Below are 19266 nucleotides of genomic sequence, written 5' to 3'. Positions count from 1 at the left end.
TGATAACCCTGTCCGGCCTGCACCCTCGTCTTTCCTCATCCTAGACGGAGTTTTGCAGGGACCCTTTCACACCATGGGGACTCGTGTCCGGACTCCGGAACTGAAGGATGTCGTCCACGGCAGCGGCAGGACCTGAACAGGCGTGCCAGCTGCTGCACCGGCAGGGGGAACAGCCATGTATCCGTCTGCCCAAGCAAGACCCCGCATCATGCCTGGACCCGTGTGGGAGGCGGGGAACACGAGGTCGTGGACAAGGGTGCAGGGCATGAGCCGGGTCCGTCCCGGGTCCGGATCGATGTCCGCGCCCGACGTCATCAGGACGGCACTTTGGAGAGGCCGGTTTCCCAAGGCCGCCAACAGGGGTTCGCCCAGGGTCATGAGTGCCATCATGGCGGCCAGGGGATTTCCAGGGAGCCCGATGACAAAGCGGCCATCGGGAAGTTCCGCCATCACCGCCGGATGACCTGGCCGCATGGCGATTCCGTCCAGCAGGAGCCGGCCACCGAGTGCCGCAATGGCATCGCGGAAGTGGTCTGTCCCTGATTTCCCCGTTCCGCCGGTAGTGATCGTCACGTCGGGCAGCGGGCCCGACTGACCGCCGGCCAGCGCCGCAAGCCACTCGTCGTACGAGTCGCCTATCCTGATCTGGCCACGGGGCTCCCCGCCCAATTGCGAAATGACAGTATCCAGCTGCGGGCCGAACGCGTCGCGGACCTGTCCCGGCGCGGGCTTACCTGAGGTCACCACTTCCGAGCCGGTTAGTACGACGGCGACACTCGGCTTGCGCTGTACCTGCAGTTCGTCGCTCCCCGCCACCGCAGCCAGGGCAATGTGGGCAGGATTGAGGAGCGTTCCGGCGGGTATGAGGACCTCGCCTGCGGATGCTTCCTCTCCGGCAGGACGTATGTGCCGGCCAGGCAGTGTTTCTCCGAGCTTCGCGTCAGGTTTGAGTGTCAGCTGGCGGGCGCCGCCAGCTCCGTCAACAACCACGCCGCTTTCCTTGCGCAGGACGGCTGAGGCGCCTGCAGGGATCAATCCTCCCGTGGCGATGACGCTTGCTTCTCCCGGTGACAGCGGCAGCCCCGCCGTCGTCATTACCCACGGACCGTTGCCGTTGATGGCCCAGCCGTCCATGGCGGACGACGCGTAGTGCGGGAGATCCTGGGACGCTGTGATGTTGGCGGTGAGCGTGCGTCCGATCGCGTCGGCGGGGCGCAGGTTCAGCGGTGGGAGCGGGCCGGCACAGTGGTATGCCAGCTGCCGGGCCTCGGCCCAGGATGGGGCATGCCTTCGTTCGGCCGAAACCGTGGGGCCGGGAACGTCGATGAAGGTAGCTTGTGCAAGCATGGTTGTCCGCTTCCTGAGGTGGTGCTGCTGGTATGACGCAGATACCGGGGACTGCACGGCCTTCCCGTAATTCTTGCCGCGCAGTCCCCGGTATCCGTGTGGTGCGTACTGAGTCTGGTTCGTACTACGCCTTCACGTAGCCGTTGGGGTTCAGCACGAACTTTGTTGCCGCGCCCGCGTCGAATTCGGCGTAGCCGCGCGGAGCGTCTTCGAGCGGGATGGCTTTGGCGTTGACTGCCTTGGCTATCTGGACCTTGTCATGGAGGATGGCCATCATCAGCTGACGGTTGTACTTCATGACCGGGCATTGGCCGGTGGTAAAGGACAAGGACTTGGCCCAGCCGGTGCCCAGGGACAGCGAAAGGGAACCGTGCTTGGCTGCGTCGTCTATTCCGCCCGGGTCGCCCGTGACGTAGAGGCCCGGGATACCCAAGGATCCGCCGGCGGCCGTGATGTCCATGAGGGAGTTCAATACGGTGGCCGGAGCCTCGTGGGAGGCATCCTTACCGTGCCCGCGGGCTTCGAAACCAACCGCATCCACGCCGCAGTCCACCTCAGGCACGCCGAGGATCTGTGCGATCTGCTCCTTCGGATCGCCGTTGGACACGTTGACGGTTTCGCAGCCGAAGGAGCGCGCCTGTGCCAGGCGGTCCTCGTTCATGTCGCCCACAATCACGACGGCGGCGCCAAGCAGCTGAGCGCCGACGGCAGCAGCAAGGCCCACGGGCCCGGCACCTGCCACGTAAACGGTGGAGCCTACGCCCACGCCGGCGGTGACGGCGCCGTGGAAGCCGGTGGGGAAGATGTCCGAGAGCATGGTCAGGTCCATGATCTTTTCCAGGGCCTGATCGCGGTCCGGGAAGCGCAGCAGGTTCCAGTCGGCGTAGGGAACCAGGACGAACTCTGCTTGTCCGCCCACCCAGCCTCCCATGTCGACGTAGCCGTAGGCGCTGCCGGGGCGGTCGGGGTTGACGTTGAGGCAGATGCCGGTCTTCTGTTCTTTACAGTTCCGGCAGCGGCCGCAGGAGATGTTGAACGGCACGGAGACGATGTCGCCCACCTTGATGAACTCGACGTCGGGCCCTACTTCCACCACTTCGCCGGTGATTTCGTGGCCGAGGACCAGGTCCTGCGGGGCTGTGGTGCGACCCCGGACCATGTGCTGGTCCGAACCGCAAATATTGGTGGTCACTGTTCGCAGGATCGCGCCATGCGGCACTTTCCGCCCGACGTTGGCTGGGTTGACGCCCGGCCCGTCCTTGAGCTCAAACGTTGGGTAGTCAGTGTCAATGATCTCCACGACACCAGGTTCCTTGTAGGCGACTGCTCTGTTTCCTGACATGGTCACTCCCTATTCTTTGGCTGTTGCTGAAATGTGCTGCCCAATGATCCGAAAGCGGTGCTTCGATGAGGAAATACCTCCCCAGGTTTCAGGCCACCGAAGCACCATTCACGGACCATCGGACATGTGGACAACTCTGTTGTGGATCTACGCCTTTTCCATCCTGATGATCACGGACTTTGACGTAGGCGTTCCGCTGGTATCCGCCACGGAATCCAAAGGCACCAGGACGTTGGTCTCCGGGTAGTACGCGGCGGCGCAACCCTTCGGCGTCGAATACGACACGATGCGGAAGTTCTCGGCTCGCCTGTCCGTTCCTTGGAACTCGGAGATGAGGTGCACCATGTCTCCGTCAGCAAAACCCAGGTCGCTGATGTCCTGGGCGTTGACGAGCACTACGCGTCGGCCGCCGTGGATACCTCGGTAGCGATCGTCCTTGCCGTAAATGGTGGTGTTGTACTGGTCGTGTGAGCGCAGGGTTTGGAGGACCAGCCGGCCGGGCGGGATCTTGATGAACTCCAGTTCATTGCCCGTGAAGTGTGCCTTGCCGGACGTGGTGTCAAACTTCCTTGCATCGCGCGGCGGGTGTGGCAGCACAAAGCCGCCGGGATGTTGGATCCGCGCTTCGAAGTCTTCGAAACCATCAAAGACTGCTTCGATGTGCTTCCGGATCAGCGAGTAGTCATCCCGCAGTGAGAGCCACGCGGCCTGGGGTGTGTTGGGCAGGCGATGGTGGCCATCGGTGAACAGCCTGTGTGCCAGATTGCAGACAATTGCCACTTCAGAGTGGAGGTGGTCACTTGCGGGCTTGAGACGTCCCCGTGATGCGTGAACGGCGCTCATGGAGTCTTCCACGGTGACCCGCTGGTCGCCTGTCCGCTGGGTATCCTTCTCGGTGCGCCCGAGTGTGGGCAGGATCAGCGCCCGTCGACCCGTGGACAGGTGCGAGTGGTTCAGTTTTGTGGAGATTTGAACGCTCAACCGGGTCTTGGCCAGTGCCTGCTCGGTGACCTCTGAATCAGGGGCAGCCCGGACGAAGTTGCCACCCATACCCATGAAGAACCGGACTCGGCCGTCCCGCATGGCGCGGATGGCGGCCACGGTGTCATAGCCGTGCTCGCGGGGAGACCGGAACTCGAACTCCTGGTCCAAACGGTCATGGAACGTTTCCGGCATTTTCTCGAAGATGCCCATGGTGCGGTCGCCTTGGACGTTGGAGTGTCCGCGCACCGGACAAACACCCGCACCAGGCTTGCCGATGTTCCCTTGGAGCAGCAGGACGTTGACCACGTCCCGCAGGGTGGGTACGGAATGCTTGTGCTGGGTCAGTCCCATGGCCCAGCACACGATGGTTGCGCTGGAGGCGAGCAGCCGCTCACCCGTCGAACGAATCTGCTCCAACGTGAGGCCCGTTGCCTCCACAATGTCATCCCATTCCACCTTTTCCAGGTAGCGGAGATAGTCATCAATACCCACGGTGTGGTTGTTGATGAACTGGTGGTCCAGGACCGTCTCCAAGCCTGGGGTCTTCCGGCCGTCAGCTTCAGCCTCCAGAAGGTACTTGCCCAGACCTTGGAAGAGGGCCTGATCGCCGCCGGCGCGGATCTGCAGGAAGTCGTCCGTCAGCTGGGTCCCCTGAATCATGCCGGCCACGTGCTGGGGGTTTTCAAAGTGCAGGAGCCCGGCTTCGGGAAGCGGGTTGACGGAAACGATGACCGCGCCGTTTTTCTTCGCCTTTTCCAGAGCACTGAGCATGCGGGGGTGGTTGGTACCGGGGTTCTGGCCTGCCACGAAGATCAGCGATGCCGTCTCCAAGTCCGTCAGGCTGACAGATCCCTTGCCGATGCCGATGGTTTCAACCAGCGCGGAGCCGGAGGATTCATGGCACATGTTGGAGCAGTCCGGGAGGTTGTTGGTGCCCAGGCCGCGAACCAAAAGCTGGTAAACAAATGCTGCTTCGTTGGAGGTCCGGCCGGAGGTGTAGAAGACCGCTTCATCAGGGTGTTCCATGCCCCGCAGTTCCTCGGCCATGAGGTCATAAGCGTCGTCCCAGTCGATGGGTTTGTAGTGGGTTGCGCCTTCGTCGAGGAACATTGGATGCGTGAGCCGGCCTTGCTGCCCCAGCCAGAAGTCATCGCGGGTCTTGAGATCGGCAACGGAGTGCTGGGCAAAGAATTCCGGTGTGACGCGGCGACGGGTGGCTTCCTCTGCCACGGCTTTGGCGCCGTTCTCGCAGAACTCCGCGGCGTTGCGCTTTTCGTGCTCGGGCCAGGCGCAACCCATGCAGTCGAACCCATCGAGCTGGTTCACCGCGAGCAGGGTTTGCACGCTGCGCAGTGGGCCCATCTGTTCGAGTGAGATTTTCAAGGCGTTGGCAACAGCCGGGATGCCCACTGCCTTGGTTTTGGGCTTGGTGACGGTCAGCTTTGACTCGTCAATGTTCTCGCGGGGGGCTTTGGACGCCATGGGAAATCCTTCAGATCCGGGAAGTGGAAGCAGTCAGTAAGCCGCTGCGGGACTGCTGCCGGGCGGCTTCGACGGTGTGCAGCAGCAGGAGCGCAGTGGTGACTGATCCTACGCCTCCCGGGACAGGACTCAACCCGGCTGCAACGCCGGTGACGCTGGCCTCGTCAACGTCACCCACCAGGGAGCCGTCGGGAAGGACGTTCGTGCCGACGTCGATCACTACAGTTTCGGGGGAGAGGTGGCTGCCCTTCAGCAGTCCCGTTCGCCCTGCGGCGACAACCACGACGTCGGCTGGCTGGGTATAGCGTTCCAGCGGTCCCGATTTGGAATGACAGATGGTGACGGTCGCGTCCCTTTCGAGGAGGAGCAGGGACAGCGGCTTGCCCACCACGGCGGAACGTCCGACGACGGCCACGTTCCGTCCCGCTACCGGGATCTGGAAGTGGTCCAGCAACTCCACCACGGCCTGGGCAGTAGCGGGCGCGAAGGCGGGCTGCCCCACAGCCAAGCGGCCCAGGCTGAGCGGGTTGGCGCCGTCGATGTCCTTTTCCGGAGCGATGAGGCCCACCAGCCGGTCAGCGCGGACGGCGGCCGGCAGGGGAGTTTGGAGGATGATGCCGTGAACGGTTGGTTCCGCGCTGAGGTCCGCCAGGACACTGGCCAGAACCTGCTCGGTGGCGTCGTGGCCAAGATCGATGATCCTGCAGCCGATGCCTGCACGCCCGGCTGAACGCTCGATGGAACGGACGTACCAGTGCGTGGACTCGTCGTCCGTTGCCACAACAACAGCCAGGACCGGCCGGACGCCCTCATCATCCAAGAGAGCCGTTTCCTCGTGGGCGCGCTGCTGGAGGATGGCAGCGAGCGGCTTGCCGGAAAGGACTTCGGTGATCATGACAGGATCCTTTCGCGGACACGCTTCACCAGGGCATCGACGGCGAGAACCACTTTGTCCTCAATCCCGTCCGTCTGCTCCGCCAAGCGGGAACGGGCTTCGCCGGGCTTGATGGCCACTACGTTGATGTCGATGTTGACCCGGGCCGTGGTGGCAGCTGCGCGGGCTGCATCGGCAGCAGCGGCGATGTCACTGATGACGTTGGGATTGGCTACGTCGAACAGTTCCGTAGCAAGGTCCACCACTTCGCCGGCAACGTTGATGAGCTGCGCGGGGGTATGGGCAGCCTGGACCAGGGCTTCCTGGATGGCTGCTGTGCGGGCGGCCTTGAGTTCTTCCGTGCCGGACGGGAGCTTGTAGGAGTCGATGACGGATTGGAAGGCGTGCTCGTCCGCGTCCGCGAGACGCAAGGCTTCCACCACCAGGTGGTCGGCGGCGCTGGTGATCCGGGTGACCAGTGCGGCATGTTCCTCATATTTTGCGCCGGTGGTGTATCGGGCCACCATGGCTACCAACGCAGCACCTTGGGCCGCGTGCAGTGCCGCGGCCGCGCCTCCGCCGGGTGTGGGCTGACGTGAAGCAAGCCTGGAGAGGTAATCACTAATGGTTTCTGAACTGATCATGGGTCTTCCTGGCTGACTGAAGAAGAAGGCTGACTGAAGAAGAAGGCTGAGTGAAGAAGAGAGCTAACTAAGAAAAGGGAAAGCTGCGGCCCGGACCCTGTCAGTGAGGGGGGATAGGTCCGGGCCGCATGCTGTCGTTGGCCGTGAGGCTCTTAGCCGCGGAGCCGGCTCATGGTGGGGTCGTACAGCGGATCCTCGGTGACGGTCGCCTGGATGCGGCGTCCGAAGTACTCGATTTCCACGGAGTCTCCCAGGGACACTGCAGCGGGCAGGTAGGCGTAGGCAATCGGCTTGCGGACCGAGTAGCCGTAGGCCGCGCTGGTGACGTAACCCACCGCCTGGTCCTTGTAGAACACCGGTTCCTTACCCAGCACAAGGCTCCTGCCGTCGTCGACAGTCAAGCAGCGCAGGCGGCGGGCCGAGCTTTCCTCGCTGCGCCCTTCCAAGGCGGCCTTGCCGACGAAGTTCTCCTTGGTCATCTTCACCGCGAATCCAAGGCCGGCCTCATACGGGTCATGCTCGGTGGTCATGTCCGAGCCCCAGGAGCGGTAGCCCTTTTCGAGTCGCAGCGAGCTGAAGGCGGCACGGCCGGCGGCGATGACGCCGAACGGCTGGCCGGCCTTCCACAAAGCGTCCCAGAGGCGCTGCCCGTTGTCGGCACTGGTGTAGAGCTCCCAGCCGAGTTCGCCCACGTAGGAGAGCCGCATCGCAGTGACAGTGACGCCTCCGATGGTCACCTTCTTGGCACGGAAGTACTTCAGGCCGTCATTTGAGAAGTCGTCGCTGCTCACCGTGCTGATGAGGTCACGGGCAAGGGGTCCCCACAAACCGATGCAGCAGGTGCCACCCGTTGTGTCCCGAACCTGGACCCAGTCTCCGGCGCCTCCATTTTCGGTCTGGTGCCGGGCCGCGCGCTCGAAGTAGGCGGTGTCCATGTTGCCGTTGGCGCCAAGCTGGAAGGTGTCTTCGCTCAGGCGGGCCACGGTGATGTCGCTTCGCACGCCACCGGCTTCATCCAGAAGCAGGGTGTAGGTGACGGCGCCGGGCTTCTTGGCAAGGTCGCCGGTGGTGAGTTCCTGCAGCAACTTCAAGGCTCCCGGGCCGGAGACCTCAAGGCGCTTCAGCGGGGTCATGTCATACATGGCCACCGCGGTGCGGGTCTTCCAGGCCTCGGCGGCAGCAATGGGAGAGCTGAACATTCCGGACCACGCATCACGGGCCGGGGGCTGCCAGTCGTCCGGCATCTCCTTGAGGAGTTCGGCGTTGGCCTCGAACCAGTACGGACGTTCCCATCCGGCGCCCTCAAGGAAGTAGCCGCCCAACTGCTTGTGACGTGCGTGGAACGGGCTGACGCGAAGGTTGCGGGGAGAGAGCTTGGGCTGAAGCGGGTGCATCACATCGTAGATTTCCACGAAGTTCTGCTGGGACGTCTCACTGACGTATTCGGGCGTCAGCTGGACCTCTTCGAAGCGGTGGATATCGCAGTCTCCAAGATCGATCTGGGACTTGCCGGTGGTCAGCAGTTCGGCAACGGCGCGGGCAATGCCGGCTGAATGGGTGACCCATACGGCCTCGGCCACGAAGAAGCCGTCCACTTCCTTGGATTCGCCCACCAGGGAGCCGCCGTCCGGCGTGAAGGAGAAGATGCCGTTGAAGCCATCTTCGATTTCGCTTTCGCGCAGTGCCGGCAGGATCTGCTTGGTTGCTTCCCACGCGGGCAGGAAATCTTCCAGCGTGAAGTCAAGGCGGGAGGGCATGTTGTGTTCGCTGATGCTGCTGGGTTCGTAGCTGCCCAGTTCGTCCAGGTCCACGGGCATGGGTCGGTGTGCGTAGGAGCCAATGCCGTAACGGTCACCGTGCTCGCGGTAGTAGAGATCCTGGTCTTGGTGACGCAGGATGGGCAGCTGGGCTCCGTTGGGCAGCTCGTTCTTGCCCTTTTGTGCCGGCACGGGAGTGGTCTTGACGTACTGGTGTGCCAGCGGGAGGAGGGGAACGGACATCCCGATCAACTCGCCTACCTTCGCACCCCAGAAACCGGCACAGGAAACCACGATGTCCGCGGGGATCACGCCGTCGGCGGTCTCGACGCCGGTCACGCGGCGGTTTGACTGCTCGATTCCGGTGACCTCGGTGTTGCCGATGTACTTCACGCCCGCGGCTTCGGTGCGCTTGATCAGCAGCTGGACGGCGCGGGCTGCAAGCGCCAGGCCATCGGTGGGGACGTGGAGGCCACCCAGGATGTCTTCCTCATTGATGAGCGGGTACAGCTCCTTGCATTCCTCGCGGGAGAGGATCTTGCCGTCGATGCCCCACGCTTGTGCGTAGCCGAGCTTGCGTTTCAGGTCAGCCAGGCGGGTCTCGGTGGTGGCAACTTCCAGGCCGCCCACCTGGTTGAAGCAGCTTTGGCCGTCCTCCGTAAGGGACAGAAGCTTTTCCACCGTGTACTTGGCGAAGAGTGCCATGGACTTTGAAGGGTTGGTCTGGAAGACCAAGCCGGGTGCGTGGGACGTGGAGCCACCGGGCATGTTCAGGGGTCCCTGATCAAGGACCGTGATGTTGTTCCAACCGCGGGTGACCAGTTCGTCGGCGAGGTTGGTGCCGACGATCCCGGCGCCGATGATGACAATGCGAGGCGTCGATGTCATGAAAGTTTCTCCTGCTGAAAGTTAAAGGGGTGAGTCTGCTGGTGTTCTATTGCGCGGTTTAGCGGAAGACCACGGTGCTGGTCTGGTCCAGCAGTACCCGGTGTTCGCAGTGCCACCTGACAGCCCGGGACAATGCCAGGGCTTCAGCATCCTGGCCCACGGTTGAGAGCGTGGTGGGACCGTAGCTGTGGTCGACGCGGATGACTTCCTGTTCGATGATCGGGCCCTCATCCAGGTCCGCGGTCACGTAATGGGCGGTGGCGCCGACGAGCTTCACGCCTCGGTCATAGGCCTGGTGGTAGGGGCGCGCACCCTTGAAGCCGGGAAGGAACGAGTGGTGGATGTTGATGGCGCGTCCTTCAAGGGCGCGGCACAGGTCGTCGGAGAGAACCTGCATGTACCTTGCGAGCACCACGAGGTCCACGTTGTATTCCTCCACCAGGTCCAGCAGACGCTGCTCAGCTTCTGCCTTGGTGTCCGGGGTAACGGGAATGTAGACGAACGGAAGTCCTGCAGCCTCGGCCATGGCGCGGTGGGTTTCGTGATTGGAAGCAACCACCACGAGGTCGCCGCCCAGGCTACCGCCCCGCCAGCGGAAGATGAGATCGTTAAGGCAGTGCCCAAACTTGGACACCATGACCAACACGCGCTTCTTGGTTTGGTCGTGGAAGCTGAACTTCATCTCGAAGCGGTCAGCAATTGCGCTGAATTCCTCTTCGAGCCGCTCCGGCGAGTAGGACAGCGGCCCGGAGAAAGCGGTCCGCAGGTGAAGCGTCTGGCGGAGGCCGTCGTCGAACTGCTGGTGTTCTTCGATGTTGAAACCGCGTTCGAACAGGAAGGTAGTGACTGCCTGAACGATCCCGGCCCGTTCTACGCACGACAATGTGAGTACGAACTTCTGTGCCTGCTCGTCTTTGAGCGTTTCCGGCTTGGGCAGTGTGCTTACGGGTGAGTCTGTCGCCATGAGGGTCATGTCGCCTCCTTTAGATATATTCCTGGGTCCTGAACTGATATATTAGGATTGAATTCAGCGTATACTGGTGACTGAGGCAGGTCAATAGATTTTTCGGATGTGAAGAAAGGGCTGGCGCCGTGGCTTTTGGAACCCTGGCAATCACTGGCGATGCCACGAAGAAATCCTTGGCAGATGTCGCCTACGAGCGACTCCGCGACCGGCTGCTGATGCTGGAGATCAAGCCCGGCGACCTCCTCAATGATGATCAGCTCGCCAAGGAGCTGGAGATCGGACGCACCCCTGTGCGGGAAGCCCTGAAGAGGCTTGAGTTGGACCGGCTGGTCATCACATATCCGCGGCGGGGCACGTTTGCCACCCGCGTTGAAGTAACCGACCTGGCATTCATTTCAGAGATTCGGGCCCAGCTGGAACCCTTGGCTGCCGCGCGTGCCGCGCGGGTTGCTTCCGCCGCCACCAAAGAACACCTGCGTGAAGTGATGCGCAATGTGGAGGACTTTGATGTCAGCGCCGCGTCAGTGGTTGAAACCTTGCGTCTCGACGCCAGTGTTCACCAGGGAATCTATGCGGCGGCCGCGAACCCGCACCTTGAGGACGTCCTGATTCGCTACGACAATCTGGCGACACGTATCTGGTGCATGGTGCTCGATCGCCTCCCTGATCTTGAGCATCATGTGCGCGAACACCTCGACCTGCTGCGGGCCGTCATTGACGGCGATGAAGAAAAGGCGGCCGAGCTGGCTCGCGTGCACGTCAGCGGCTTTGAGCATGCGGTACGTCAGGCGCTGTTCGCTGCTTAGGCCTTAGTGTCATGCCGGGCTGTTGACTCCATGCCGCAGTGATTGCATACTGAACACTCCAACTAATATATCACCCGGATATCAGATGCGGCTCGCTCTGCACCTCCGCTGTGTCCGGGCGCTTGTGATGCAATCACAGCCTTTATCCCTTGGAGTATCGCGTGACTACAAGACCCCTCCTTTTCGAACACATCCCGCTCACGGGCAGCAGCCGGGTTAAGCGGGGCATGGCGGAGATGCTCAAGGGCGGCGTCATCATGGACGTCGTTAACGTCGAGCAGGCCCGCATCGCCGAGGATGCCGGTGCCGTGGCTGTCATGGCACTCGAGCGTGTCCCGGCCGATATCCGCGCCCAGGGCGGCGTGTCCCGCATGTCCGATCCCGACATGATCGATGCGATCATCGCCGCCGTGTCCATCCCGGTCATGGCCAAGGCCCGCATCGGCCACTTCGTCGAAGCCCAGGTCCTGCAGTCCCTCGGTGTTGACTACATCGACGAGTCCGAGGTCCTGACCCCGGCCGACTACATCAACCACATCGACAAGTGGAACTTCACCGTCCCGTTCGTCTGCGGCGCCACCAACCTGGGTGAGGCGCTGCGCCGCATCAACGAGGGCGCGGCGATGATCCGTTCCAAGGGCGAAGCCGGCACCGGCGATGTTTCCAACGCCACCGGGCACATGCGCAAGATCCGCTCCGAGATCGCCAAGCTCGCTGCCCTGCCCGAGGACGAGCTGTACGTCGCGGCGAAGGAGCTGCAGGCCCCGTACGAGCTGGTCAAGGAAGTTGCCGCCATCGGCAAGCTCCCCGTGGTGCTGTTCACTGCCGGTGGCATCGCTACCCCGGCTGATGCTGCGATGATGATGCAGCTCGGCGCCGACGGCGTATTCGTTGGTTCCGGTATCTTCAAGTCCGGCAACCCCGCAGAGCGCGCCGCCGCCGTCGTGAACGCTACTGCCTACTACGACGACCCTGATGTGATCGCCAAAGTCTCCCGCGGCTTGGGCGAAGCCATGGTGGGCATCAACGTCGACGACATCCCCCAGCCCCACCGCCTCGCAGAGCGCGGCTGGTAAGCGAATGACGGATCTTAGTCTGGTCAAAACCATCCACGGCCGCGGCCTGCGGAACGATTGGGCTCAACTCGTCGGCCACACGGTAGAGGTGTGGCTGTTGGAGCACCACGTTCTCACCGGGGTGGTGGAGCAGGCCTCCGACGATGATTCCGTGCTCTGGATCGCGGCGGAGGGTCTAACAACCAGGAAGCTGTTTGATAAGTCGACGGGCTACCAGATCTGGGCGTGAGCGACGCGGGCTGGTGAGTTGTAACAAATTGACAGGCTGTGATGAGCGACACTAGCTTGCTCATATATCAGTCTTTTGTTTGTAGTATATTTAGCGCCTCTTTGCAGCGTCGCGAGGAGGCAAAGGCCTAGGAGAACCATGGGACTTAGCTCCACTCTCGATTCAGCACGCTTTTCCTCCTTCCATCGCAAACTCGTGATCGGCTGCATGGGTGGCCCACTCCTCGACGGATACATGCTGAGCATCATTGGAATCGCGATGGTTGGGTTGACCGCCCAATTCGGTGCCAACGAGCTTGAAGTCAGCCTCATCGGCGCCTCGGCCTTGGTGGGCATATTCTTCGGCGCGCTGTTCCTTGGGCCGTTGACGGACAAGATCGGCCGGCGCCTCATGTACACCATTGACCTATGGGCCTTGGTGATTGCCTCTGCCCTGCAGTTCGTTGTCCAGGATGCCACCCAGCTGATCATCCTTCGCTTCATTGTTGGCCTCGCAATCGGGGCCGACTATCCCATAGCCAGTGCCCTGCTGGCGGAGTGGCTTCCCCAGAAACGGCGGGGCAAAATGCTGGGAATGCTGATCACGGGCTGGTTTGCCGGCGCAGCATTGGCTTCTTTGGTTGGGTTCATCATGTCCGAGGTCTTCGGCCCGGAAAGCTGGCGATGGATGCTGGGAAGCTCCGCAGTGCTGGGCATAGCCGTGCTGGCAATGCGCCATGGGATTCCCGAGTCACCGCGTTGGCTGTTTAACAACGGACGTCGCAGGGAAGCCGAGGACGCCCTCCGCATTGGACTTGGCGACCAAGTGGACGCCGCGGCCGTGTTCGCGGCGGAAGCACAGGCTCCCGCCCAGGCTCCGGCCAAGGGCAAGGTAGATTTCTCGCTGCTCCTGTGCCGCCCCTACCCCAAGAGGTTGTTCTTCTGCAGTGCCTTCTACATCCTCCAGGTAACTCCGCTCTTCGCGATCTTCACCTTCGGGCCTGTCATCCTTGGTTCTTTCGGCCTGGGTGAAGGCAACCTGGCCAACCTTGGCTCCGTGATCATCAATGCGGTCTTCCTGCTCGGATGCCTTCCCGCCCTGCGCCTGGTTGAGACCGTAGGACGCCGTCCTCTCATCATCTGGAGCTTCGCGCTCATGGCGATCCCGCTGTTTGTCCTGGGATTCGCTCCCGGCGCACCCGTGGCAGTCATCATCGCGTGCTTCTGTATGTACGCGTTCTTCTCCGGTGGTCCGAACATCCTCGAGTGGGCTTACCCCAGCGAGCTCTTTCCCACTGAGGTTCGGGCGAGCGCCATCGGCATCACCACCGGCGCCAGCAGAATCGGTGCTGCAATTGGCACCTTCGTGATTCCCTTCGCCCTGCGAGACTGGGGGATCGGACCCACCATGTTGGCCGCTGCAGGGCTGACCGCCCTCGGCTGGGTGGTCTGCGTCTTCATGGCTGAAGAGACCAAGGGATTGTCGCTCTCGGCGGCAGCCGGCGGCGAGGAGACAATCCCCGCGGCAACTTCACCAAAGCAGTCCGACACCGCCGCCGTCCCGTAAAGATGCCGTGATTGACGCCGTCGGACGTCCTTTTGCCCACCAGTAGGGCCTCTGCGCCCGCCGCCACGCACTAGATGTGGCGGCGGGCGTTTGGCCGTGCCCAACCAGCGCTCAGAGATCGTCTTCGGGTCGGGCGGTGAGGATCCGATTGGCGCGGTCCTGCAGGATGCCGAGCGACTCCTGGATGAGCGGCGAAGCGATGCTGCCCCTGCGCACCGCAGCGACGATGCGGCGCGAGGGCTTGCCTTTGCCTGTGATGCGGAGTCGAACCACGTTCTCTGCGCCATGGAGTGGCGCCAGCCGCGGCAGCAGGCCCACGCCAAGTCCCGCACCCACAAAGGCGATTTGCGTTTCCCATTCAACAGCCTCATGGGCTATCCGGGGTGTCACTCCGACTGCCGTGAACGCCGCGGTGAAGAGGGAATGGTAGGTGGAGCCGGCGGCCTCGGTGATCCACGGTTCCGATGCCAGCTCTTCGAGCGTTACCATCTCCCGCGATGCCAACGGGTGGTCACCGGGAATGATCACATCCAAGGGATCGTCGAGCAGAACCCTCTGCTCGAACCGTGGATCGTCCTCAACATAGGTGTCGGACTGCATGGCGACGATCACCGCGAGGTCGATTCGCTCGGCAACCAACAAGTCGAAGCAGCGGGCCGGGTTGGCCTCGAGGACCTGTACCTCCAGCAGGGGGCGAGTTGAGCGAAGGGTGGCGGCGAGGGGCGCGAGCAACTGGGCGGCCGCCGTCGAGAATCCACCGAGCCCAAAACGGGACTGCACCTGGTCGCCGGCCTCCATGGCTGCGGCGCGCAGGCTCTCCCATTCCGCCACGAGGGCGTCTGAGCCCGCCACGAGGAAGCGGCCGGTGGCGGTCAATCGCACGCCCCTGCCATCCTTCGTCAGCAGCTGCATTCCAAGCAGACGCTGGAGTTCCCGCAGTTGCGCGGAGACGGCGGAGGGGGAGTATCCCGTGAGTTCAGCTGTTGCTCCAACAGTGCCGCAGCGGGCAAATACACGAAGGGTGTTGAGCCTTGCATCGATCATGCACCCATCATGCACCTATTGTGCATGGTTATCTCCAAAATATTGCGCTTTTGTTGCAGTTCATTCGTCCCTAATCTCGTACTACGAAGACTTCGATAACGCCGGTGACGACGACGCACCTGCGATCCCCAAAAAATGCACGCTTACCCAGCCTCCCGGGAGGAAACCCATGACTGCTCCAGTGAACTTGCCCCTCAAATCACGCGGAAAACTCGCTTCATCATTGCCTGCTGAGCAGCTGGCGGAAATCGCCGGGCTGTTTGAATTCCGCCGCACGGGCTACTCACTTGATGCCCCCTTCTACACGGACCCCACGATCTTCAAGATCGACATGGAAGCAATTTTTGGCGAGCACTGGATCTTCGCCGGCAGCGTCGCTGAGCTGCCGGAGCCGGGAGACTACATCACGGTCGATTACGGGCCCTACTCCCTGATCGTGCTGCGCAATGACGATGGCGGCGTGAACGTCCTGCACAACGTATGCCGCCACCGCGGCGCCCGCGTCCTCACCGAAGCCGCAGGATCAACCGGAAACCTGGTCTGCGGCTACCACTCCTGGACCTACTCTCCCGAAGGTAACCTGATCCACGCTTCGGCCCCCGGGGAAACCAAGTTCGATAAGGGCTGCTTCGGTCTCAAGCGCGCCCACAGCCGCGTGGTGGCCGGACTCATCTTCGTTTGCGTCGCCGACGAACCGCCAACCGACTTCGACGAAACCTCAAAGATCTTCGAGCCGTACCTCGCACCCCACGATCTGTCCAAGACGAAGGTCGCCTACCAGCAGAACATCATCGAAGAGGGCAACTGGAAGCTCGTCATGGAGAACAACCGTGAGTGCTACCACTGCGACGGACACCCGGAGCTCGCCTGTTCCCTCTTCCCCACCTGGGGCCTGACGGAGGGCCTGATCCCGGCCCACCTCGAAGAAGTGTGGGACCGCAACAAGGAAGCCCAGTCCTCGCTCGAGGAGCGTTGCCGCCGCTACGGCCTTCCCTACGAGGTGGTGGAAGAGCTCGACACCCGCATCGCCGGAATCCGCATCTCACGTGAATCGCTCGACGGCGAGGGCGAATCGTTCTCGGCTGATGGACGCAGGCTCTCCAAGAAGTTGCTCGGTGACTTGCCGGACTTCCGCCTCGGCCGCTGCTCGATGCACCTGCAGCCCAACAGCTGGTTCCACTTCCAGAGCGACCACGTCATCACGTTCGGCGTCTTCCCCGTCAACGAGCACCAGACCCTGGTGCGCACCACCTGGCTGGTAGCCGACGACGCCGTTGAAGGCGTTGACTACGACCTGGACAAGCTCACCTACACCTGGAAGCAGACAAACCTGCAGGACAAGGCCTTCGTGGAGCTGTGCCAGACGGGCGCCGGCAGCCCCGCCTACGAGCCCGGCCCGTACATGAAGAGCGAGTACCAGGTAGAGGCGTTCATCAACTGGTACGTGCAGCGCGTGCAGGAGCACTTGGCATGATTGAACTCCTCACTGAAACGGCAATCCAGGAGCCACAGCGCATTCGCGGACTTGAGATGCCGTGGAACAGGGTCATGGGCAGCACCGAGGCACCCGCCCGGGCTGCCCGTGCGCTGGGTCCCTGGCATCCACAGGAGTTCATGGCCGAATGTGTGGAGACCGTTCCCGAGGCGGGCGGCCTCATGACTTTCGTGTTCCGCCGCTGCGACGGTGCGCCCCTGGCGTTCCGTGCGGGCCAGTATGTGAACATCGCTTTTCCGGTGAACGGCGAGGACCAGGACCCGGTTGACCGCAGCTATTCGCTGTCCAGTTCTCCAACTGAGCCTTGGACCTTCAACATCAGCGTCAAGCGCGACGCCACAGGACTGGTTTCACCGTGGGTGCACCAGAATGTCAAACCCGGCACTGTGCTGGAGATGCTGGGACCGGTGGGCGCATTCCACTTGCCGGATGCCGACCGGCGGGCGCGGTATCTCCTGTTGGCTGCCGGCGCAGGCATCACCCCCATCATGTCCATGGTGCGCACCATCCACTCCTTGCCCGGACATGCTGATGTTGTGGTGCTGTACCACGGTGCGGAGGCCGGAGGCTTTGCCTTCCATCAGGAGCTGGCCTACATCGCCTCCGTGGACTCGCGCATCAAGGTCTTCTACTCCCTGGGCGACCGCAACAAACCTGAGGGATGGGAAGGGCTCAGCGGAAGGCTGACGGCAGCCATGCTGGATGAGGTGGCTCCCGACGCCAACGGCCGCCAAGTCTATGCCTGTGGCCCCGAGGGCTACTTGAACACCGCCACCGAGCTGCTGGGCAAGGTTGGCGTCGACGACACCTCCATTTACATGGAGTTCTTTTCGGGTGATCGTCAGACACTCCTCGAATACCAGGCGGAGCTCGCGCTCGCAGTGGACATCGCCGAAGAAATCGCAGAGGAAATCGCCGATTCCGCCGAGGACTACTACGAAAGCCAGCCCACAGCGTTCGGGCTCTACGAGCCCGGCTACGACGCCGAGGGCCCCCTCCAGGCCACGGGGTTGCCGCTGGAAACCGTCGACCCTGAGGCGCCCGAAACCTCCGACGGCGGTTCGGCTGCGGAAGCGGAGGCCGAGGCCCCTGATGCTTCGAGCTTCGAAACCGTGGGAACGGGAAGCCTTACCCTGTCCTTCATGCGCACCGGCATCAACGTGCGCATCGACCCCACCGAGCACATCCTCGGTCCCGCCCAGCGTGCGGGCGTCAGGATCGGCGCCAACTGCAAGGAAGGCATGTGCGGCTCCTGCAAGGTCGTTAAGCTTTCCGGTGAGGTGGACATGAATCACCAGGGCGGGATCCGGGCACGGGAAATCGATGCAGGTAAGTTCCTGCCCTGCTGCTCCACCGCACGCACCGATATGGTGATCGACGCCTAACTGCTGACAGCTGCTGCAGCAGATCCAGCAGCGGCTACCGGAGTCCCGCACTGTGGGCCAGCGCAATGGCCTCAGTGCGGGACCGGACGTCCAACTTTCGGAAAAGGTTCCGGAGGTGGAATTTCACGGTGTTTTCGCTGATGCCAAGGTCCGTGGCAATCGTGCGGTTCCGTTGGCCGGCGGCCAGCAACTGAAGGACCTCGAGTTCCCTGGCAGCCAAACCCCACTCCGCTACGTCCCCCGCAGGGGTTGACGGCGGATCCAGCGGCAGGACCACGGAGATATCCGCGCCCCACCCCTGCATAATGTCCACGGTCATGGTCCCGTCCACAGCCTGCACGCGTTGAAGCAACCGTTCAAGGGTGGGCCCTTCAGGCGACAGCTCACCGCCGCCGTCATCCCTTACATTGATCAGAAGGTTCTCGCCATCGCAGTCCCATTGCGTCCGGACCCGATGGACATCAGACTGCTCGGCGATGGCCAGGACCAATCCTCGAACCACAGCCCGGGCGGCATGGGCCACCTCGCCGGGCAAAGCCCTTCCGTTCGCGGGCGGCTCGATGAACTGGATATCGATCTTGCTGAAGTGCATGAGTGGCCGCAGGTCCTCCCGAAGCCTCTCGAAGGCCGTAGCCACAGGCTCTTCCACCAGGTTGCTGGTGCGGTCGTTGAGCGTACGGAGGCCTACCAACGCTTTGACAGTCACATCCGTCACGAACGTGCGCGCCGCGTGATCGTCCAGGGAGTTTGACCGGAGGGCCGCGAGGACGGTCTCCAAAGTTGTTGAATGCTGGTCCACCAGTTCGCCGGTGACGCGGACACGCTCCGCTGATGCCGCCCGGGACTCCAGAAGATACGACGGCGGCGCGTCGCTGACTTTCTCCTGAATGCGCGCCGCTGCCAACTGCCAAAGGTAGGTCACCATCCGGACAGCTGCACTGTCCTCATCCGTGGGCGTTGGAGCCGGATCGCTAAGGACCAACAAAGCATTGCTTGGCGTGTAGCGAAAAGCCAAGACCTCCCGCTGCTGGCCGCCAATGACAGCGGGGCCACGCCACGGTCCTTCCCCTTCCATCGCAGCACGCAGGCGGTCCAGTTCCGGGATGGACACCCGGCTGACGATGTCCTCGGCGCCGGCCTTCTTCTGTGGCCTGCCCGTGCAGTCCTCAGTGAAGATGACCAGCGCACTCGATGCCAGGAAAGGGAGGGTGGCTGCGCGGAGCTCCTCGGCAATCCGGTTCAAGGGTGCCTTCGCAATGGACGCAATCGCGTCCAGGAGAGACCAAGAGAAGTCGGTGGGCTGCGGCATGCCACTAAGCCTAAGCGATTCCACACCACACCGCCTACCCAAAGGGGTGGTCAGAACCGTCCCTTCTTGGCGTTACCCCTACCTGAATCAGC

Annotated in this window: 15 protein-coding genes; 6 read left to right on the top strand and 9 right to left on the bottom strand. The window is 62.6% G+C overall.

Annotated elements, in window-relative coordinates:
• Nucleotides 1–66: 66 nt before the first annotated feature.
• The 7 genes from J3A64_RS15850 to purU all read right to left on the bottom strand — a co-directional run bounded on the left by J3A64_RS15850 (nt 67) and on the right by purU (nt 10291).
• Nucleotides 67–1347: a molybdopterin molybdotransferase MoeA gene (locus J3A64_RS15850; protein WP_210064820.1), complete on the bottom strand. Its 1281-nt coding sequence runs from the start codon at nt 1345–1347 to the stop codon at nt 67–69.
• A gap of 124 nt (nt 1348–1471) precedes the next feature.
• Nucleotides 1472–2689, bottom strand: a complete 1218-nt coding sequence (gene fdhA / locus J3A64_RS15845) for a formaldehyde dehydrogenase, glutathione-independent (protein ID WP_011773236.1) — start codon at nt 2687–2689, stop codon at nt 1472–1474.
• Between the two features lie 147 nt (nt 2690–2836).
• Entirely contained in the window at nt 2837–5155 is a 2319-nt protein-coding gene (locus J3A64_RS15840) for an FdhF/YdeP family oxidoreductase (protein ID WP_011773237.1), read from the bottom strand.
• A 10-nt stretch (nt 5156–5165) separates the two neighbouring features.
• Nucleotides 5166–6050 carry a bifunctional 5,10-methylenetetrahydrofolate dehydrogenase/5,10-methenyltetrahydrofolate cyclohydrolase gene (locus tag J3A64_RS15835; protein WP_210064818.1) on the bottom strand — a complete coding sequence of 295 codons (885 nt, stop codon included), beginning with the start codon at nt 6048–6050 and terminating at the stop codon, nt 5166–5168.
• A complete protein-coding gene (locus tag J3A64_RS15830; RefSeq protein ID WP_011773239.1) occupies nt 6047–6673 on the bottom strand; it encodes a cyclodeaminase/cyclohydrolase family protein in 627 nt (208 codons plus the stop codon). The genes J3A64_RS15835 and J3A64_RS15830 overlap by 4 nt, the downstream gene beginning before the upstream one ends.
• A gap of 152 nt (nt 6674–6825) precedes the next feature.
• The gene (locus J3A64_RS15825) at nt 6826–9318 is read right to left on the bottom strand and encodes an FAD-dependent oxidoreductase (protein WP_011773240.1); all 2493 of its coding nucleotides are present in this window, start codon (nt 9316–9318) and stop codon (nt 6826–6828) included.
• Nucleotides 9319–9376: 58 nt separating this feature from the next.
• On the bottom strand, nt 9377–10291 hold the full coding sequence (purU, locus tag J3A64_RS15820) for a formyltetrahydrofolate deformylase (RefSeq protein WP_011773241.1): 915 nt from the start codon (nt 10289–10291) through the stop codon (nt 9377–9379).
• A gap of 119 nt (nt 10292–10410) precedes the next feature.
• On the opposite strand from purU, the gene J3A64_RS15815 reads away from it, so the two are divergent.
• The 4 genes from J3A64_RS15815 to J3A64_RS15800 all read left to right on the top strand — a co-directional run bounded on the left by J3A64_RS15815 (nt 10411) and on the right by J3A64_RS15800 (nt 13941).
• Complete coding sequence (locus J3A64_RS15815; RefSeq protein WP_011773242.1) at nt 10411–11091, top strand: GntR family transcriptional regulator; 681 nt, start codon at nt 10411–10413, stop codon at nt 11089–11091.
• Between the two features lie 161 nt (nt 11092–11252).
• Nucleotides 11253–12167: a pyridoxal 5'-phosphate synthase lyase subunit PdxS gene (gene pdxS / locus J3A64_RS15810; RefSeq protein ID WP_307807203.1), complete on the top strand. Its 915-nt coding sequence runs from the start codon at nt 11253–11255 to the stop codon at nt 12165–12167.
• Between the two features lie 4 nt (nt 12168–12171).
• On the top strand, nt 12172–12396 hold the full coding sequence (locus J3A64_RS15805) for a hypothetical protein (protein ID WP_014920586.1): 225 nt from the start codon (nt 12172–12174) through the stop codon (nt 12394–12396).
• 138 nt (nt 12397–12534) lie between these two features.
• The gene (locus J3A64_RS15800; protein ID WP_210064815.1) at nt 12535–13941 is read left to right on the top strand and encodes an MFS transporter; all 1407 of its coding nucleotides are present in this window, start codon (nt 12535–12537) and stop codon (nt 13939–13941) included.
• 111 nt (nt 13942–14052) lie between these two features.
• On the opposite strand, the gene J3A64_RS15795 is transcribed toward J3A64_RS15800, so the two are convergent.
• Nucleotides 14053–14985 carry a LysR family transcriptional regulator gene (locus J3A64_RS15795; RefSeq protein ID WP_011773245.1) on the bottom strand — a complete coding sequence of 311 codons (933 nt, stop codon included), beginning with the start codon at nt 14983–14985 and terminating at the stop codon, nt 14053–14055.
• Between the two features lie 169 nt (nt 14986–15154).
• On the opposite strand from J3A64_RS15795, the gene J3A64_RS15790 reads away from it, so the two are divergent.
• Nucleotides 15155–16459 (top strand): SRPBCC family protein, encoded by a 1305-nt coding sequence (locus J3A64_RS15790; protein WP_011773246.1) that lies wholly within the window; start codon nt 15155–15157, stop codon nt 16457–16459.
• Nucleotides 16456–17865 carry a ferredoxin reductase gene (locus J3A64_RS15785; RefSeq protein WP_014920589.1) on the top strand — a complete coding sequence of 470 codons (1410 nt, stop codon included), beginning with the start codon at nt 16456–16458 and terminating at the stop codon, nt 17863–17865. The genes J3A64_RS15790 and J3A64_RS15785 overlap by 4 nt, the downstream gene beginning before the upstream one ends.
• Nucleotides 17866–17899: 34 nt before the next feature.
• On the opposite strand, the gene J3A64_RS15780 is transcribed toward J3A64_RS15785, so the two are convergent.
• Nucleotides 17900–19174 (bottom strand): response regulator transcription factor family protein, encoded by a 1275-nt coding sequence (locus tag J3A64_RS15780; protein WP_011773248.1) that lies wholly within the window; start codon nt 19172–19174, stop codon nt 17900–17902.
• Between the last annotated feature and the right edge of the window lie 92 nt (nt 19175–19266).

It is taken from the genome of Pseudarthrobacter sp. PvP004, assembly GCF_017876035.1.
Classification (GTDB): Bacteria; Actinomycetota; Actinomycetes; order Actinomycetales; family Micrococcaceae; genus Arthrobacter; species Arthrobacter aurescens_A.
The sequence above is the reverse complement of the archived record's forward strand: the minus strand, read 5'-3'. Positions and strand labels throughout refer to the sequence as shown.

What these genes read in the sequence shown, in the direction of transcription:
- J3A64_RS15850 (WP_210064820.1), bottom strand. Translation starts at nt 1,347, where the DNA reads ATGCTTGCACAAGCTACCTTCATCGACGTTCCCGGCCCCACGGTTTCG.
- fdhA (WP_011773236.1), bottom strand. Translation starts at nt 2,689, where the DNA reads ATGTCAGGAAACAGAGCAGTCGCCTACAAGGAACCTGGTGTCGTGGAG.
- J3A64_RS15840 (WP_011773237.1), bottom strand. Translation starts at nt 5,155, where the DNA reads ATGGCGTCCAAAGCCCCCCGCGAGAACATTGACGAGTCAAAGCTGACC.
- J3A64_RS15835 (WP_210064818.1), bottom strand. Translation starts at nt 6,050, where the DNA reads ATGATCACCGAAGTCCTTTCCGGCAAGCCGCTCGCTGCCATCCTCCAG.
- J3A64_RS15830 (WP_011773239.1), bottom strand. Translation starts at nt 6,673, where the DNA reads ATGATCAGTTCAGAAACCATTAGTGATTACCTCTCCAGGCTTGCTTCA.
- J3A64_RS15825 (WP_011773240.1), bottom strand. Translation starts at nt 9,318, where the DNA reads ATGACATCGACGCCTCGCATTGTCATCATCGGCGCCGGGATCGTCGGC.
- purU (WP_011773241.1), bottom strand. Translation starts at nt 10,291, where the DNA reads ATGACCCTCATGGCGACAGACTCACCCGTAAGCACACTGCCCAAGCCG.
- J3A64_RS15805 (WP_014920586.1), top strand. Translation starts at nt 12,172, where the DNA reads ATGACGGATCTTAGTCTGGTCAAAACCATCCACGGCCGCGGCCTGCGG.
- J3A64_RS15800 (WP_210064815.1), top strand. Translation starts at nt 12,535, where the DNA reads ATGGGACTTAGCTCCACTCTCGATTCAGCACGCTTTTCCTCCTTCCAT.
- J3A64_RS15795 (WP_011773245.1), bottom strand. Translation starts at nt 14,985, where the DNA reads ATGATCGATGCAAGGCTCAACACCCTTCGTGTATTTGCCCGCTGCGGC.
- J3A64_RS15790 (WP_011773246.1), top strand. Translation starts at nt 15,155, where the DNA reads ATGACTGCTCCAGTGAACTTGCCCCTCAAATCACGCGGAAAACTCGCT.
- J3A64_RS15785 (WP_014920589.1), top strand. Translation starts at nt 16,456, where the DNA reads ATGATTGAACTCCTCACTGAAACGGCAATCCAGGAGCCACAGCGCATT.
- J3A64_RS15780 (WP_011773248.1), bottom strand. Translation starts at nt 19,174, where the DNA reads ATGCCGCAGCCCACCGACTTCTCTTGGTCTCTCCTGGACGCGATTGCG.